12 protein-coding genes, 1 rRNA gene and 1 riboswitch are annotated in these 14,121 nt (G+C 68.6%); of the genes, 12 read left to right on the top strand and 1 reads right to left on the bottom strand.

The genetic code is table 11. The features are described from left to right. From rrf to IF67_RS0108630, 11 genes are all read left to right on the top strand, one after another. Nucleotides 1-97, top strand: a 5S ribosomal RNA gene (gene rrf, locus IF67_RS40250); the annotation flags it as partial. 149 nt (nucleotides 98-246) lie between these two features. Beyond that, nucleotides 247-855, top strand: a complete 609-nt coding sequence (locus IF67_RS0108675) for a CDP-alcohol phosphatidyltransferase family protein (RefSeq protein WP_030983758.1) — start codon at nucleotides 247-249, stop codon at nucleotides 853-855. A gap of 122 nt (nucleotides 856-977) precedes the next feature. After that, nucleotides 978-3,473 (top strand): mannose-1-phosphate guanyltransferase, encoded by a 2,496-nt coding sequence (locus IF67_RS0108670; protein ID WP_030983756.1) that lies wholly within the window; start codon nucleotides 978-980, stop codon nucleotides 3,471-3,473. Between the two features lie 84 nt (nucleotides 3,474-3,557). Beyond that, complete coding sequence (locus IF67_RS0108665; RefSeq protein ID WP_030983754.1) at nucleotides 3,558-4,481, top strand: DUF881 domain-containing protein; 924 nt, start codon at nucleotides 3,558-3,560, stop codon at nucleotides 4,479-4,481. Then, the gene (locus IF67_RS0108660) at nucleotides 4,478-4,810 is read left to right on the top strand and encodes a small basic family protein (RefSeq protein WP_003984969.1); all 333 of its coding nucleotides are present in this window, start codon (nucleotides 4,478-4,480) and stop codon (nucleotides 4,808-4,810) included. The genes IF67_RS0108665 and IF67_RS0108660 overlap by 4 nt, the downstream gene beginning before the upstream one ends. A gap of 233 nt (nucleotides 4,811-5,043) precedes the next feature. After that, nucleotides 5,044-5,916: a DUF881 domain-containing protein gene (locus IF67_RS0108655; protein WP_051817812.1), complete on the top strand. Its 873-nt coding sequence runs from the start codon at nucleotides 5,044-5,046 to the stop codon at nucleotides 5,914-5,916. Nucleotides 5,917-6,034: 118 nt separating this feature from the next. Further along, nucleotides 6,035-6,883 (top strand): FHA domain-containing protein, encoded by an 849-nt coding sequence (locus tag IF67_RS41255; RefSeq protein ID WP_234341030.1) that lies wholly within the window; start codon nucleotides 6,035-6,037, stop codon nucleotides 6,881-6,883. 17 nt (nucleotides 6,884-6,900) lie between these two features. Then, the gene (locus tag IF67_RS0108645; protein ID WP_030983750.1) at nucleotides 6,901-7,647 is read left to right on the top strand and encodes a MerR family transcriptional regulator; all 747 of its coding nucleotides are present in this window, start codon (nucleotides 6,901-6,903) and stop codon (nucleotides 7,645-7,647) included. 56 nt (nucleotides 7,648-7,703) lie between these two features. Continuing rightward, entirely contained in the window at nucleotides 7,704-8,177 is a 474-nt protein-coding gene (locus IF67_RS0108640; protein ID WP_006606439.1) for a bifunctional nuclease family protein, read from the top strand. Nucleotides 8,178-8,364: 187 nt separating this feature from the next. Next, entirely contained in the window at nucleotides 8,365-8,970 is a 606-nt protein-coding gene (locus IF67_RS0108635; RefSeq protein WP_030983746.1) for a MerR family transcriptional regulator, read from the top strand. 66 nt (nucleotides 8,971-9,036) lie between these two features. Continuing rightward, a complete protein-coding gene (locus tag IF67_RS0108630) occupies nucleotides 9,037-10,506 on the top strand; it encodes a DNA polymerase IV (RefSeq protein ID WP_078889346.1) in 1,470 nt (489 codons plus the stop codon). Here the strand turns inward: IF67_RS0108630 and IF67_RS0108625 are convergent. Then, complete coding sequence (locus tag IF67_RS0108625) at nucleotides 10,410-10,799, bottom strand: PRC-barrel domain-containing protein (RefSeq protein ID WP_030983742.1); 390 nt, start codon at nucleotides 10,797-10,799, stop codon at nucleotides 10,410-10,412. The genes IF67_RS0108630 and IF67_RS0108625 overlap by 97 nt on opposite strands. Nucleotides 10,800-10,913: 114 nt before the next feature. Continuing rightward, nucleotides 10,914-11,011: riboswitch (glycine riboswitch) on the top strand. Nucleotides 11,012-11,199: 188 nt separating this feature from the next. Between IF67_RS0108625 and gcvP the strand changes: the two genes are divergently transcribed. Further along, nucleotides 11,200-14,085 carry an aminomethyl-transferring glycine dehydrogenase gene (gene gcvP, locus IF67_RS0108615; RefSeq protein ID WP_030983741.1) on the top strand — a complete coding sequence of 962 codons (2,886 nt, stop codon included), beginning with the start codon at nucleotides 11,200-11,202 and terminating at the stop codon, nucleotides 14,083-14,085. Nucleotides 14,086-14,121 lie beyond the last annotated feature (36 nt).

The following is a 14,121-nucleotide window of genomic DNA, read 5'->3' as shown; positions in this document are numbered from 1 at the left end:
GGAAACGCCCGGTTACATTTCGAACCCGGAAGCTAAGCCTTTCAGCGCCGATGGTACTGCAGGGGGGACCCTGTGGGAGAGTAGGACGCCGCCGAACAAATTTTGAGAAATGCCCCGCAAGAACCTAGGTTCTTGCGGGGCATTTCTGCGTTTTCGTGATCTTGGGACCCGGAGCATGGCACGGCCGGCGGGCCAGGTAAGGTCAGGGGGCATCGTTGGCACATTTCCCCCACAGGAGGCCCCCGCGTGGAGGTCCAGGAGACGCGGGTCCAGACGGATCGCGTCCTCACCATCCCGAATGTCCTGAGCATGGCGCGCCTCGTCGGCGTGCCGGTGTTCCTGTGGCTGATCCTGTGGCCGGAATTCGGTGGCCCGAACGCTGATCTCTGGGCGCTTCTGATCCTCGCGCTGAGCGGTGTCAGTGACTACCTGGACGGCAATCTCGCCCGTCGCTGGAACCAGATCAGCAGTCTGGGGCGAATCCTCGACCCGGCTGCCGACCGCCTCTACATCCTGTCCACCCTCGTCGGTCTGACATGGCGCGAGATCCTGCCGCTCTGGCTCACCGCGGCCCTGCTGGCCCGGGAACTGATGCTGCTCATCGCGGTCGGATTCCTCGGACGCCACGGTTACGGGCCTCCCCAGGTGAACTTCCTGGGCAAAGCGGCTACGTTCAACTTGATGTATGCCTTCCCGCTGCTCCTCCTGAGCGACAGGAAGGGCTGGCTTCACGAACTCGCCACTGTTTTCGGATGGGCGTTCGCAGGATGGGGTACGGCGCTCTACTGGTGGGCAGGGATCCTCTACGTGGTCCAGGTCCGTCGACTCATCAGGGCGGACACCACGGCCGACTGAGCTCTCCGAACCGGCAGGTTGTGCCAGGGCCCGGCGCCCGCACCCAGAAAACTGGAACAGCGGGCGATTTGGACAGGTGAAGTCGGCAAGACCGTCGTCTCTTAGAGGAGGACGCTTCCGACATGAAGGCCGTTGTGATGGCCGGCGGCGAAGGAACACGACTTCGCCCCATGACGTCCAGCATGCCCAAGCCCCTGCTTCCTGTTGCCAACAGGCCGATCATGGAGCATGTACTCAGGCTGCTGAAACGGCATGGTCTCAATGAGACCGTTGTGACCGTGCAATTCCTTGCCTCGCTCGTAAAGAACTACTTCGGCGACGGCGAAGAGCTCGGAATGGAGCTCACCTATGCCAATGAGGAAAAGCCACTCGGCACCGCGGGCAGCGTGAAGAATGCCGAGGAAGCCCTCAAGGACGACGCCTTCCTCGTCATCTCCGGTGACGCTCTCACAGACTTCGATCTCACCGATCTGATCCGGTTCCACAAGGAAAAGGGCGCCCTCGTCACCGTCTGCCTCACGCGGGTGCCCAACCCGCTCGAGTTCGGCATCACCATCGTCGACGAGGCCGGCAAGGTCGAACGTTTCCTTGAAAAGCCCACCTGGGGCCAGGTCTTCTCCGATACGGTCAACACCGGTATCTACGTCATGGAGCCGGAGGTCTTCGACTACTTCGAGCCCGATGTGCCGGTCGACTGGTCCGGCGATGTCTTTCCGCAGCTCATGAAGGAAGGCAAGCCGATCTACGGCTATATCGCCGAGGGCTACTGGGAGGATGTCGGCACCCACGAAAGCTATGTGAAGGCCCAGGCCGATGTGCTCGAAGGCAAGGTCGATGTCGAAATCGACGGCTTCGAGATCTCGCCGGGCGTATGGGTCGCCGAGGGCGCCGACGTCCACCCCGACGCGGTGCTCCGCGGTCCGTTGTACATCGGTGACTACGCCAAGATCGAAGCGGAAGCCGAGCTTCGTGAGCACACCGTCGTCGGCTCCAATGTCGTCGTCAAGAGCGGTGCGTTCCTGCACCGGGCCGTGGTGCACGACAACGTCTACATCGGTCAGCAGAGCAATCTGCGCGGCTGTGTGATCGGCAAGAACACCGACATCATGCGGGCCGCCCGGATCGAGGACGGCGCCGTCATCGGCGACGAATGCCTCATCGGCGAGGAGTCGATCGTCCAGGGCAATGTGCGGGTCTATCCGTTCAAGACCATCGAGGCCGGCGCATTCGTCAACACCTCGGTGATCTGGGAGTCCCGGGGCCAGGCTCATCTGTTCGGCGCGCGCGGTGTGTCCGGGATTCTCAATGTCGAGATCACGCCGGAACTCGCCGTGCGGCTCGCGGGCGCGTATGCGACCACGCTCAAAAAGGGCTCCACGGTCACCACCGCGCGAGACCACTCCCGTGGCGCCCGGGCGCTGAAGCGCGCGGTGATCTCCGCCCTTCAGGCCAGCGCCATCGACGTACGCGACCTGGAGAACGTCCCGCTGCCGGTCGCTCGCCAGCAGACCGCCCGGGGCAGCGCCGGCGGCATCATGGTCCGTACGACGCCCGGAGTGCCGGATTCCGTCGACATCATGTTCTTCGACGAGCGGGGCGCCGACCTCTCGCAGGCCGGTCAGCGCAAGCTCGACCGGGTCTTCGCCCGCCAGGAGTACCGTCGCGCCTTCCCCGGCGAGATCGGTGATCTGATCTTCCCGGCCAGCGTCTTCGACTCCTATACCGGCACCCTGCTGCGGGCCGTGGACATCACGGGCATCAGCGAGTCCGGACTGAAGGTCGTCGTGGATGCCTCGAACGGCAGCGCGGGCCTTGTCCTGCCCAGCCTCTTGGGCCGGCTCGGCGTCGACTCCCTGACCATCAACCCCGGGCTCGACGAGTCCCGGCCGACCGAGACGGCCGACGCCCGGCGTTCCGGGCTCGTCCGGCTCGGGGAGATCGTGGCCTCGGCCCGGGCGGCGTTCGGTGTGCGCTTCGACCCCGTGGGCGAGCGGCTGTCCCTGGTGGACGAGCGCGGCCGGATCATCGAGGACGACCGCGCGCTGCTGGTCATGCTGGATCTGGTCGCGGCCGAACGGCGCACCGGGCGGGTGGCGCTGCCGGTGACCACGACCCGGATCGCCGAGCAGGTGGCGGCGTATCACGGCACGCAGGTGGAGTGGACGACGACGTCACCCGACGATCTGACCCGGGTGGGGCGCGAAGACGGCACCATCTTCGGCGGGGACGGCATGGGCGGCTTCATCGTCCCCGAGTTCAGCAGCGTCTTCGACGGCGCGGCGGCGTTCGTCCGGTTGATCGGCCTGGTGGCCCGCACCCAGCTCACGCTCAGCCAGATCGATGCGCGGATCCCGCGGGCGCATGTGCAGCGCCGTGACCTGGCCACTCCCTGGGCGGTCAAGGGGCTCGTCATGCGGCATGTCGTCGAGGCGGCCGGTGACCGGGACGTGGACACGACCGACGGCGTACGGGTCGTGGAGCCCGACGGCCGCTGGGTTCTGGTGCTGCCCGACCCCGCCGAGGCCGTCACCCACCTGTGGGCGGAAGGCCCCGATGACGCCTCCGCCCAGCAGCTGCTGGACGAGTGGTCCGCAGTGGTGGACAGCGCAGGACGCTGACCCGGACCCCGCCGGCGGGCCGTGCCCGGGCACGCCGGTGGGGCCATTGGGAGACTGTGCGGCCGACGTGCGACGATGTGCGGCATGTCGCAGCAGCGCCCCGATCGGAGCAACACGAACACGCCGGCCGCGCGCCCCGATGCGTCCATGTCGCTGCTGAACAATGTGATGGATCACAGCCTCGACGACGGATACGCCGAGGCCGCCGCGCGGAAGTCCGAAGCCGGTGTGCGCGGTCTGCCGCGTACCTTGCGGGCGAAGTTGGGCCTCGCGGCCGGTCTGGTGCTCGCCGCGGTCGTGGTGACGGTGGGGGCGGCGCAGGCGCGGATATCCGCACCGACGCTGGCCAAGGAGCGTACGGAGCTGATCAACCGCATCCAGAAGGGCACCGGCGAGGCGGACCGGCAGCAGCAGCGGGTCGATGCGCTCCGGGACGACGTCAGCAGAATGCAGCGCGAGGCGCTGAAGCAGCAGGGTGGCGACAAGGCCGAACTGCTGGCTCTGCTGTCGGGTTCCTCGCAGGCCACCGGGCCCGGTGTGAAACTCGTCGTGGACGACGCCAAGGGCGCGGAGTCCAATGGCGGCGGTCCGCGCGAGAGCAGTGGTTTTTCGGACACGGGGCGAGTACGCGACAGGGACATGCAACGCGTGGTCAACGGCCTGTGGGCGTCCGGTGCGGAGGCCATCTCCGTCAATGGACAGCGGCTTACGTCACTCTCGGCGATCAGAGCCGCAGGAGACGCCATACTGGTCGACAACAAGCCACTGGTGCCGCCTTATACGGTGCTGGCGGTGGGGGACGGGCAGCGGCTGAGCACCGCGTTCCAGGACAGCGCCGATGGCCAGTACCTGCATGTGTTGCAGGAGAACTACGGCGTGCGTACCAGGATTTCCGCGGAGAACGAGGTCACGCTGCCGCCCGCGCCCAGTTTGATCGTACGTACCGCAAAGCCGCAGGCCGGTGCCGCCAAGGCGGACGGCGCCGACACAGGGAAGGGCACATCGTGATCGCCGTATTGGGCCTCATCGTGGGAGTCGTGGTCGGACTTGTCGTCCGACCCGTGGTGCCGACGGTGGTCGAGCCCTACTTGCCGATCGCTGTCGTCGCGGCGCTGGATGCCGTGTTCGGCGGTCTGCGCGCGATGCTGGACGGCATCTTCGACGACAAGGTCTTCGTGGTCTCCTTCCTGTCGAATGTCGTCGTCGCCGCGCTGATCGTCTTCCTCGGCGACAAGTTGGGCGTCGGCGCCCAACTCTCCACCGGCGTCGTCGTGGTGCTGGGTATCCGGATCTTCTCCAACGCCGCCGCGATCCGCCGGCACGTCTTCCGGGCGTGAGGCGGATGTCGACCGAGGAGACCCCGGAGCCGGTGAAGAAGCCCGAGCAGTCGGTCCACCCGGAGCGGGCGGAGCGGCCCGAACCGGTGGCGAAGTCGGAGCGGGCCGGGCCGGAGAAGAAGCCGCTTGCGTCGGAGCCGGACCAGTCGGATCCGGAGCGGTCGGAGCCCGACCAGTCGGAGCCGGGCCGGCCGGACGCGAGTCGGGACAGAGGCCCGGCCGGCCGGCTGCCGATGCCACCCGAGAGCCGGAGCACCCCGGAGCGGGCGGACTCCGAAGAGGAGACCGAAGCGCAGGAACCGGACAGTGCTGGACAGAAGACGGACAAAGGGGCAGACTCCTCGACTCCGGATGTGATCGCCGATGACGGGAGTGCGGAGCGCCCGAAGAACGGTCGGGACCGGCTGGTGGCGAGCTTGTGGCCGCCGCGGCTGACCCGGGCTCAACTGATCGTCGCGTTGCTCCTGTTCATTCTCGGACTCGGTCTGGCGATTCAGGTACGTTCCACAAGTGACAGCAGTGCGCTGCGGGGTGCGCGCCAGGAAGACTTGGTGCGCATTCTGGATGAGCTGGACAATCGCTCCCAGCGGTTGACCGACGAACAGCGGCGCCTGGAAGGGCAGAAGACCGAGCTGGCGAACAGCTCGGACCAGGCCGAGGAGGCCCGTAAACAGACCGTGGAGAAGGAACAGCAGCTGGGTGTGCTGGCCGGGACCGTCGCGGCGCAGGGGCCCGGCATCAACCTGACCATCGATGACCCGACGCACTCCGTCGAGGCGGACAAGCTGCTGGACACCATCCAGGAGCTGCGGGCCGCCGGCGCGGAGGCCATCCAGGTCAATGATGTCCGGGTCGTCGCGAACACCTCCCTCTCGGATCTTCGGGGCGGTGTCGAGATCGACGGCAAGCGCGTCACGCAGCCGTTCCGCTTCAAGGTCATCGGGAAGCCGGAGGACCTCGAACCGGCGCTGAACATCCCCGGCGGAGTGGTCCAGACGCTGGAAAAGGAGCAGGCCAAGGTGTCTGTGACCCGTGAGGAGAAGATCATTGTGGACGCCTTGCGAGAGGCGAAGCGGCCTGACTACGCTCGGTCGTCATCGCAGTGAGGCGTACACGTATGTCGAGTGCCCGGGGAGGGCATGAGGTAACGGGGGGTCGACGCACCGTGCGTGTGGTGTGTGGTGGAAACTGTCTGAAGGCCACGGACGTTCACAGGATGTCCGGATCGGCCGGTGTGTGTATCGAGGGTTCGTCCTGCCCCACGGGCGGGTCTATTTCGTTCAAGGGGAATCGCCCGTGAAGTTGTTTGGAAAGCTGTTCGGCAAGAGCGCGCGCCAGGAGGGCGGCAGCGGCTCCGCGCGGCACCGCGCGTCGGGCCGGCCCGACGAGAGCGGTGCGTCCGAGGACCGCCCGCTCTTCCGTGACGAGGTCAGCGGTCCGTCCGGGGGGTACGGCGCGGGTTCTGTTGACCCCTCCGGTCCCGGCCGCATAGGTTCCCAGGAACCATCAGCCGCACGCACGGGTGGAGGGTCGGCCTTGCCGGTTTGTACGAGGTGTGGGAACCGGAACGCCGAGGCGAGCCGGTTCTGTTCCAACTGTGGTGCGCCGCTGCGTCCGGGCGCTCAGCCCGAGCGCGCGTCCGAGACGACCTCGACCATCTCCATTTCGGGGCTGGAGGCCTACGACTCGGAGGCGACGGGCCAGAACCTGTCACCGTCGCTGTCCCCCGAGGCGCAGGCGGCCGTCGACGCCCTTCCGCTCGGGTCGGCGCTGCTGGTCGTCCGCCGGGGTCCGAATTCGGGCAGCCGCTTCCTTCTGGACAGCGAGCTGACGACGGCGGGCCGGCATCCGCAGGGCGACATCTTCCTCGACGATGTGACGGTCTCGCGCCGTCATGTGGAATTCCGTCGCGGTCCGGACGGTCTCTTCACGGTCGCCGACGTCGGCAGCCTGAACGGCACCTACGTCAACCGTGAGCGGATCGACTCCGTCGCCCTCGCCAACGGTGACGAGGTCCAGATCGGCAAGTTCCGCCTGGTCTTCTACGCGAGCCAGCGAGGCGCCGGTATCTGACCGGTCGGGGAAGGCATATGCGCGATACACCGAAAGGCGGTGCCGGCTCTGCCGGCGCCGCCTCCTCGGACGGCAGGCCGGTGAGCATCGGCACGGTGCTCAACCTCCTGCGCGAGGAGTTTCCCGAGGTCACGATCTCCAAGATTCGCTTCCTGGAGGCCGAGGGACTGGTCGAGCCGAAGCGCACGCCTTCCGGATACCGCAAGTTCACGCCGGCGGACGTCGAGCGGCTGGCCGGCGTCCTGCGGATGCAGCGGGACCACTATCTGCCGCTGAAGGTCATCCGGGAGCATCTGGACGCCCTGGCACGCGGAGAGCAGGTGCCGCTGCCGGCCCCGACCACTCCCTCCAGGGATCTGGTCGAGGGCGTACACGATCCTGGTGAGGAGCGCCCTACGGCTGCCCGGATCGGCCGGGCAGAGCTGCTCGCCGCCGCGGAGGTGGACGAGGCGGCGCTCGCCGACTGGGAGTCCTACGGACTCATCGTCCCTCATGCGGAGGGCGGATACGACATCGAGGCCGTCACGGTGGCCAAGCTCGTTGCGGACCTGGGCCGTTTTGGTCTCGAACCGCGGCATCTGCGTGCCGTGAAGGCGGCCGCCGAGCGCGAGGCGGGCCTGGTCGAGCAGGTCGTTGCACCCCTTCGGCGGCACCGTAACCCGCAGACCAGGGCCCATGCCGAAGCGACCGCCAGAGAGCTGGCGACGCTGTCCGTACGGCTGCATGCGGCACTGGTGCAGAGCGCTTTGCGGGTCCGGCTGTAGTGAGCAAACGAGTGCCCGACTACCCAAACCGGCCGGGCACGTCCTAGGGTTGCTGTGTGAACGAGCTCGACGTCGTGGGTGTCCGGGTGGAAATGCCTTCCAGCCAACCGATCGTGCTCCTGCGGGAGGTGGGAGGCGACCGATACTTGCCCATTTGGATCGGGCCAGGGGAGGCCACCGCCATCGCCTTTGCCCAGCAGGGCATGGTCCCTGCCAGGCCGCTGACGCACGACCTTTTCAAGGATGTGCTCGAAGCGGTGGGCCAGGAGCTGACGCAGGTCCGCATCACGGATCTGCGCGAGGGGGTTTTCTATGCCGAACTTGTCTTCGCGAGCGGGGTCGAGGTCAGCGCGCGTCCGTCCGACGCGATAGCGCTGGCTCTGCGCACCGGAACGCCGATCTTCGGTACCGACGGTGTGCTGGACGACGCGGGGATCGCCATCCCGGACGAGCAGGAGGACGAGGTGGAGAAGTTCCGCGAGTTCCTCGACCAGATCTCGCCCGAGGACTTCGGGACCAACAGCCAGTAATACCGGCCAGGCGAACCACCTGTTTCCAGCCAAACAACTAGCCTTTCCCCGTGCGAGGTCACGAGAAACCACTCGTAGGGTGATTATCACTCGGCGTGGCGAGCGCGGCGATCGTTGACGCACCCCGAGTGACTGCATACCGTCGATATGGCAGGTCCCGTCCGGGACGTGGAGGACGGAGGGCGGCGTGGCAATCACCGGCGACGGTATGGCGGCGGAAGGGGCGTTGCCGCTCCACTCGGGCGCAGCAGCGAATCCTGCCCCGGCACCGGCCGCGGCGGTGTCGGGGGACTGCGAGGCGCAGGACATCGGCTATCGCGGCCCGACCGCCTGTGCGGCAGCGGGCATCACCTACCGGCAGCTCGACTACTGGGCGCGTACGGGCCTGGTGGAGCCGAGCATCCGGCCGGCGTACGGCTCCGGCACCCAGCGGCTCTACAGCTTCCGGGACGTCGTGGTCCTGAAGATCGTCAAGCGGCTGCTGGACACCGGGGTGTCGCTTCAGAACATCCGCACCGCCGTCCAGCATCTGCGCTCGCGCGGGCTGGCGGATCTGACGCGGATGACGCTGATGAGCGACGGTGCGACGGTCTACGAGTGCACCTCGCCCGACCAGGTCGTGGATCTGCTCCAGGGCGGTCAGGGCGTCTTCGGGATCGCCGTGGGCGTGGTGTGGCGGGACGTGGAGAGCGCGCTGTCACAGCTCCACGGAGAGCGTGTGGACACCGGCGAGACCCTGGTCCGGAAAAACCCGCACGACGAGCTGGCGCGGCGGCGCAACCGCGCGGGCTGAGTCCCTGACGGCGGTACCGGCCCGGCATCGGGCCGATTGTCAGTGGCATGGGGCAGCATCGAACTTGTGAGACCTGCCCCGACGATCCTGCATCTCGACATGGATGCGTTCTTCGCGGCCGCCGAGCAGGCGGCCAAGCCGAGCCTGCGCGGCAAACCCGTGGTGGTCGGCGGGATCGGGCCGCGCGGAGTGGTCTCCACGGCGTCGTACGAGGCCAGGGTCTTCGGTATCCGCTCCGCGATGCCCACGGCGCAGGCGCGCCGGCTGTGCCCCAACGCCGCCTATCTCACCCCTCGCTTCACGTTGTACCGCCAGGTGAGTGAGGCGGTGATGGAGCTGCTGCACGCGCTGTCGCCGCTCGTGGAGCCGCTGAGCCTGGACGAGGCGTTCGTCGACCTGGAAGCGGGCGGGGTGCCGCCCGAGACGGCCGCCGTGCGGGGCGTGGGGGAGCAGCTGCGCCGCGACATCCGCTCCGCCACGGGCCTGACCGGCTCGGTGGGACTGGCGGGCGCGAAGTTGCTGGCGAAGATCGCGTCCGAGGCGGCCAAGCCGGACGGCCTGGTGGTGATCGAGCCCGGTACCGAACGGGAGCTGCTGGGGCCGATGACGGTGCGGACGCTGCCCGGGGTGGGGCCCGCGACGGCCGAGACGCTGCGCCGGGCCGGGATCCACACCGTTGCGGAGACCGCGGAGGCCGGTGAGGCCGAGCTGGTGCGGCTGCTGGGCAAGGCACATGGGGCGGGGCTGTATGCGATGGCGCTGGGCAGGGACGACCGGCCCGTGGTGGCCGAGCGCGATGCGAAATCCATCTCGGTCGAGGACACCTTCGAGGTCGATCTGACCGACCGGACCCGGGTGCGCAGCGAGGTGCTGCGGCTGGCCGACCGCTGCGTGCAGCGGCTGCGGGCCGCCGGGCGGTCCGGGCGGACAGTGGTCATCAAGGTGCGCAACTACGACTTCTCGACGCTGACCCGCTCCGAGACGCTCCGTGGGCCGACCGACGACCCGGCGGTGATACGGGAGGCCGCCGCGCGGTTGCTGGAGATGGTGGACACCACCGGCGGGGTGCGGCTGCTGGGTGTGGGGGTCAGCGGACTGGCCGACTTCACACAGGAGGATCTGTTCGCCCAGGTGGCGACGGAGCGGGAGGCGGAGGAGACCGCGAAGGCCGCGGCAGCCGCGGCGGCGGAGCCGGCCGGCGGCGGGACGGAGCCGCACGAGGCCGAGGAGGAGCGGCCGCGGCGCTGGCATCCGGGGCTGGACGTGGTGCACGACGAGTACGGCGCCGGCTGGGTGCAGGGCAGTGGGGTGGGGAGGGTGACCGTACGCTTCGAAACGCCGTGGTCCGCACCGGGAAGGGTGCGGACCTTTGCTGTCGAGGATCCGGCGCTGCGGCCGGGGGAGCCGCTGCCGCTGGTGCGCGGGGGGCCGGCGGACGGTCAGTCGTCCGAGCCGGCGATCTTGCCGAAGTTCTTGTCACCGGAGCCGGGGGAGGACACCGGGTCGGAGGTCGGGAAGGAGATATCAAGTCGGTAGTGGTGGTAGAGCTGAAGTTCCTGCTCAGGGGAGAGGTGACGGCCGACGCCGAAGTCCGGCGCATCCTTGATCAACTTGCGGTCGTAAGGAATGTGCAGGCCCTCGCCGACCATCTTGCTGGGTTCGAGGGGGACGAACGCGTCCCGGCTGAAGAGTCCGGTACGCACGGCCGCCCACTCCGGTTCTCCCGTCGCGTCGTCGAGATATACCTCGTCGATCGTGCCTATTTTGGTGCCGTTACGGTCGAACGCTTTGCGGCCGATCAGGCTCCGGGGATCGATATCGGTTTGCACGGCCCCTCCAATTGGTCGCAACTGCCCTCTGACAACTACCAAACGGCACATTTCATGCCCTGGCCACTCGAAGGAGCCTTCGACTGCGGCGCTGGTAGGCTGGCCAATGGCCGCAGACCCCGTGCGGGAGAGTCCTGTGTCGTTCGCGACCTGGGCGCCGAAGGAGCAAATCCTCCCCGGAATCTCTCAGGCACACGTACCGCATGGGTGAGGTCACTCTGGAAAGCAGGGCGGGCGACGGATGGCACAGTGCCGGGGCCCCTCCTCACCGACGGTGAAAGCCGGGCCGCCTCGTGCGGGCCGGTGAAACTCTCAGGTTGAGATGACAGAGGGGGAGGCCGTCCGGGCACCCGCGTCGCGGTGCCCCTCGTAGGTCGTACCGACCAGGAGGCCCCCGCAGATGACCACCAATCGCATCTCCTTGACCGAGCTGGAACGCGGCACCCCGTTCGAGCGCCGTCACATCGGTCCCGACCACGAGGCGCAGGCGAAGATGCTCGCGCACGTCGGGTTCGGTTCGCTGGACGAGCTCACCGCTACCGCCGTCCCCGATGTGATCAAGAGCGCGGAGGCGCTCGGCCTGCCGCAGGCCCGTACCGAGGCCGAGGTGCTCCAGGAGCTGCACGGCCTCGCGGACCGCAACCAGGTGCTGGCGTCCATGATCGGGCTCGGCTACTACGGCACGTTCACGCCGCCGGTGATCCTGCGCAACGTCATGGAGAACCCGGCCTGGTACACGGCCTACACCCCCTACCAGCCGGAGATCTCGCAGGGCCGTCTCGAGGCGCTGCTGAACTTCCAGACGATGGTCGCCGAGCTGACCGGACTGCCCACCTCCGGCGCCTCCCTGCTCGACGAGGGCACCGCGGCCGCCGAGGCGATGGCCCTCTCCCGCCGGGTCGGCAAGGTCAAGCAGGGCGTCTTCCTGATCGACGCCGACTGCCTGCCGCAGACCATCGCCGTGATCCAGACCCGCGCGGAGCCCACCGGCGTCGAGGTCGTGGTCGCGGACCTGTCCGACGGCATTCCGGCCGAGATCGCCGAGCGCGGGGTGTTCGGCGTGCTGCTCCAGTACCCGGGCGCCTCCGGTGCGGTGAGCGACCCCCGCGCCGTCATCGAGCAGGCCCACGAGCTGGGCGCGATCGTCACCGTCGCCGCCGATCTGCTGGCCCTGACGCTGCTGACCTCGCCCGGTGAGCTCGGCGCGGACATCGCCGTCGGCACCACCCAGCGCTTCGGCGTCCCGATGGGCTTCGGCGGACCGCACGCCGGCTTCATGGCCGTACGCGACCAGTTCGCCCGCAGCCTGCCCGGACGTCTGGTGGGCGTCTCCGTCGACGCCGACGGCAGCAAGGCCTACCGCCTCGCGCTCCAGACCCGTGAGCAGCACATCCGCCGGGAGAAGGCCACCAGCAACATCTGCACGGCGCAGGTGCTGCTCGCCGTCATGGCCGGCATGTACGCGGTCTACCACGGGCCCGAGGGCCTGCGGACGATCGCCCGGCGCACCCACCGCTACGCCGCGGTCCTCGCCGAGGGCCTGCGGGCCGGCGGGGTGGAGATCATTCACGGCGCGTACTTCGACACGCTGACCGCGCGGGTGCCCGGCCGGGCCGCCGAGGTCGTCGCGGCCGCTCGCGAGGCCGGTGTCAACCTCCGGCAGGTCGACGCCGACCTGGTCGGCATCGCCTGCGACGAGACCACCGGGCGCGCGCAGCTGGCCGGCGTCTGGGGTGCCTTCGGTGTGCACGGCGATGTCGAGCAGCTGGACGCGGCCGCCGCGGAGACGCTGCCGCAGGCCCTGCTGCGCAGCGACGACTACCTCGCCCACCCGGTCTTCCACCAGTACCGCTCCGAGACCGCGATGCTGCGCTACCTGCGCACCCTCGCCGACAAGGACTACGCGCTGGACCGCGGCATGATCCCGCTCGGCTCCTGCACGATGAAGCTGAACGCGACCACCGAGATGGAGCCGGTGACCTGGCCCGCCTTCGGCCAGCTGCACCCGTTCGCGCCGGCCGCCCAGGCCCAGGGCTACCTCACGCTCATCCAGGAGCTGGAGGAGCGGCTGGCCGCGGTCACCGGCTACGACAAGGTCTCCATCCAGCCGAACGCCGGATCGCAGGGCGAGCTGGCCGGTCTGCTGGCGGTGCGTGCCTACCACCGCGCCAACGGCGACGAGCAGCGCACCGTCTGTCTGATCCCGTCCTCCGCGCACGGCACCAACGCCGCCAGCGCGGTGATGGCCGGGATGAAGGTCGTCGTCGTCAAGACCGGTGAGGACGGCGAGGTCGACACCGACGATCTGCACGCCAAGATCGAGAAGCACCGTGACGAGCTCGCGGTCCTGATGGTCACCTACCCCTCCACGCACGGCGTGTTCGAGGAGCACATCACCCAGATCTGCGCGGCGGTGCACGACGCCGGCGGCCAGGTCTACGTGGACGGCGCCAACCTCAATGCGCTGGTCGGCCTCGCCGAGCCCGGCAAGTTCGGCGGCGATGTCTCGCACCTCAACCTGCACAAGACGTTCTGCATCCCGCACGGCGGCGGTGGCCCGGGGGTCGGTCCGGTCGGCGTACGCGCCCACCTGGCGCCGTACCTGCCCAACCACCCGCTCCAGCCCGCTGCGGGCCCCGAGACGGGCGTGGGACCGATCTCCGCAGCGCCCTGGGGCTCGGCCGGCATCCTGCCGATCTCCTGGGCGTACGTCCGCCTGATGGGCGGCGAGGGCCTCAAGCGCGCCACCCAGGTCGCGGTGCTGAGCGCCAACTACATCGCCAAGCGCCTGGAGCCGCACTACCCGGTGCTCTACACCGGCCCCGGCGGTCTGGTCGCGCACGAGTGCATCATCGACGTCCGGCCGCTGACCAAGGCGACCGGTGTGAGCATCGACGATGTGGCCAAGCGGCTCATCGACTACGGCTTCCACGCGCCGACGATGTCCTTCCCGGTGGCCGGCACGCTGATGATCGAGCCGACCGAGAGCGAGGACCTGGGCGAGCTGGACCGGTTCTGCGACGCGATGATCGCCATTCGCGCGGAGATCGAGAAGGTCGGCTCGGGGGAGTGGGCCAAGGACGACAACCCGCTGCGCAACGCCCCGCACACGGCGGCCGCGCTCGGTGGCGACTGGTCGCACCCGTACACCCGCGAGGAGGCGGTCTTCCCGGCCGGCGTCGAGGCCTCGGAGAAGTACTGGCCGCCGGTGCGCCGCATCGACGGTGCCTTTGGCGACCGTAACCTCGTTTGCTCCTGCCCGCCGCTGGACGAGTACGACAACTGAGTTAGCGCAACTGAGTCACGGCAACATCAAGGGGCC

This window comes from Streptomyces sp. NRRL S-1813, from assembly GCF_000719605.1.
Classification (GTDB): domain Bacteria; phylum Actinomycetota; class Actinomycetes; order Streptomycetales; family Streptomycetaceae; genus Streptomyces; species Streptomyces decoyicus.
This window is presented reverse-complemented; position numbering and strand designations above follow the sequence as displayed.

Bases quoted from the DNA above. Each gene is read 5' to 3' on its own strand.
- IF67_RS0108670 (WP_030983756.1), top strand. From the start codon at position 978: ATGAAGGCCGTTGTGATGGCCGGCGGCGAAGGAACACGACTTCGCCCC.
- IF67_RS0108665 (WP_030983754.1), top strand. From the start codon at position 3,558: ATGTCGCAGCAGCGCCCCGATCGGAGCAACACGAACACGCCGGCCGCG.
- IF67_RS0108655 (WP_051817812.1), top strand. From the start codon at position 5,044: ATGCCACCCGAGAGCCGGAGCACCCCGGAGCGGGCGGACTCCGAAGAG.
- IF67_RS0108645 (WP_030983750.1), top strand. From the start codon at position 6,901: ATGCGCGATACACCGAAAGGCGGTGCCGGCTCTGCCGGCGCCGCCTCC.
- gcvP (WP_030983741.1), top strand. From the start codon at position 11,200: ATGACCACCAATCGCATCTCCTTGACCGAGCTGGAACGCGGCACCCCG.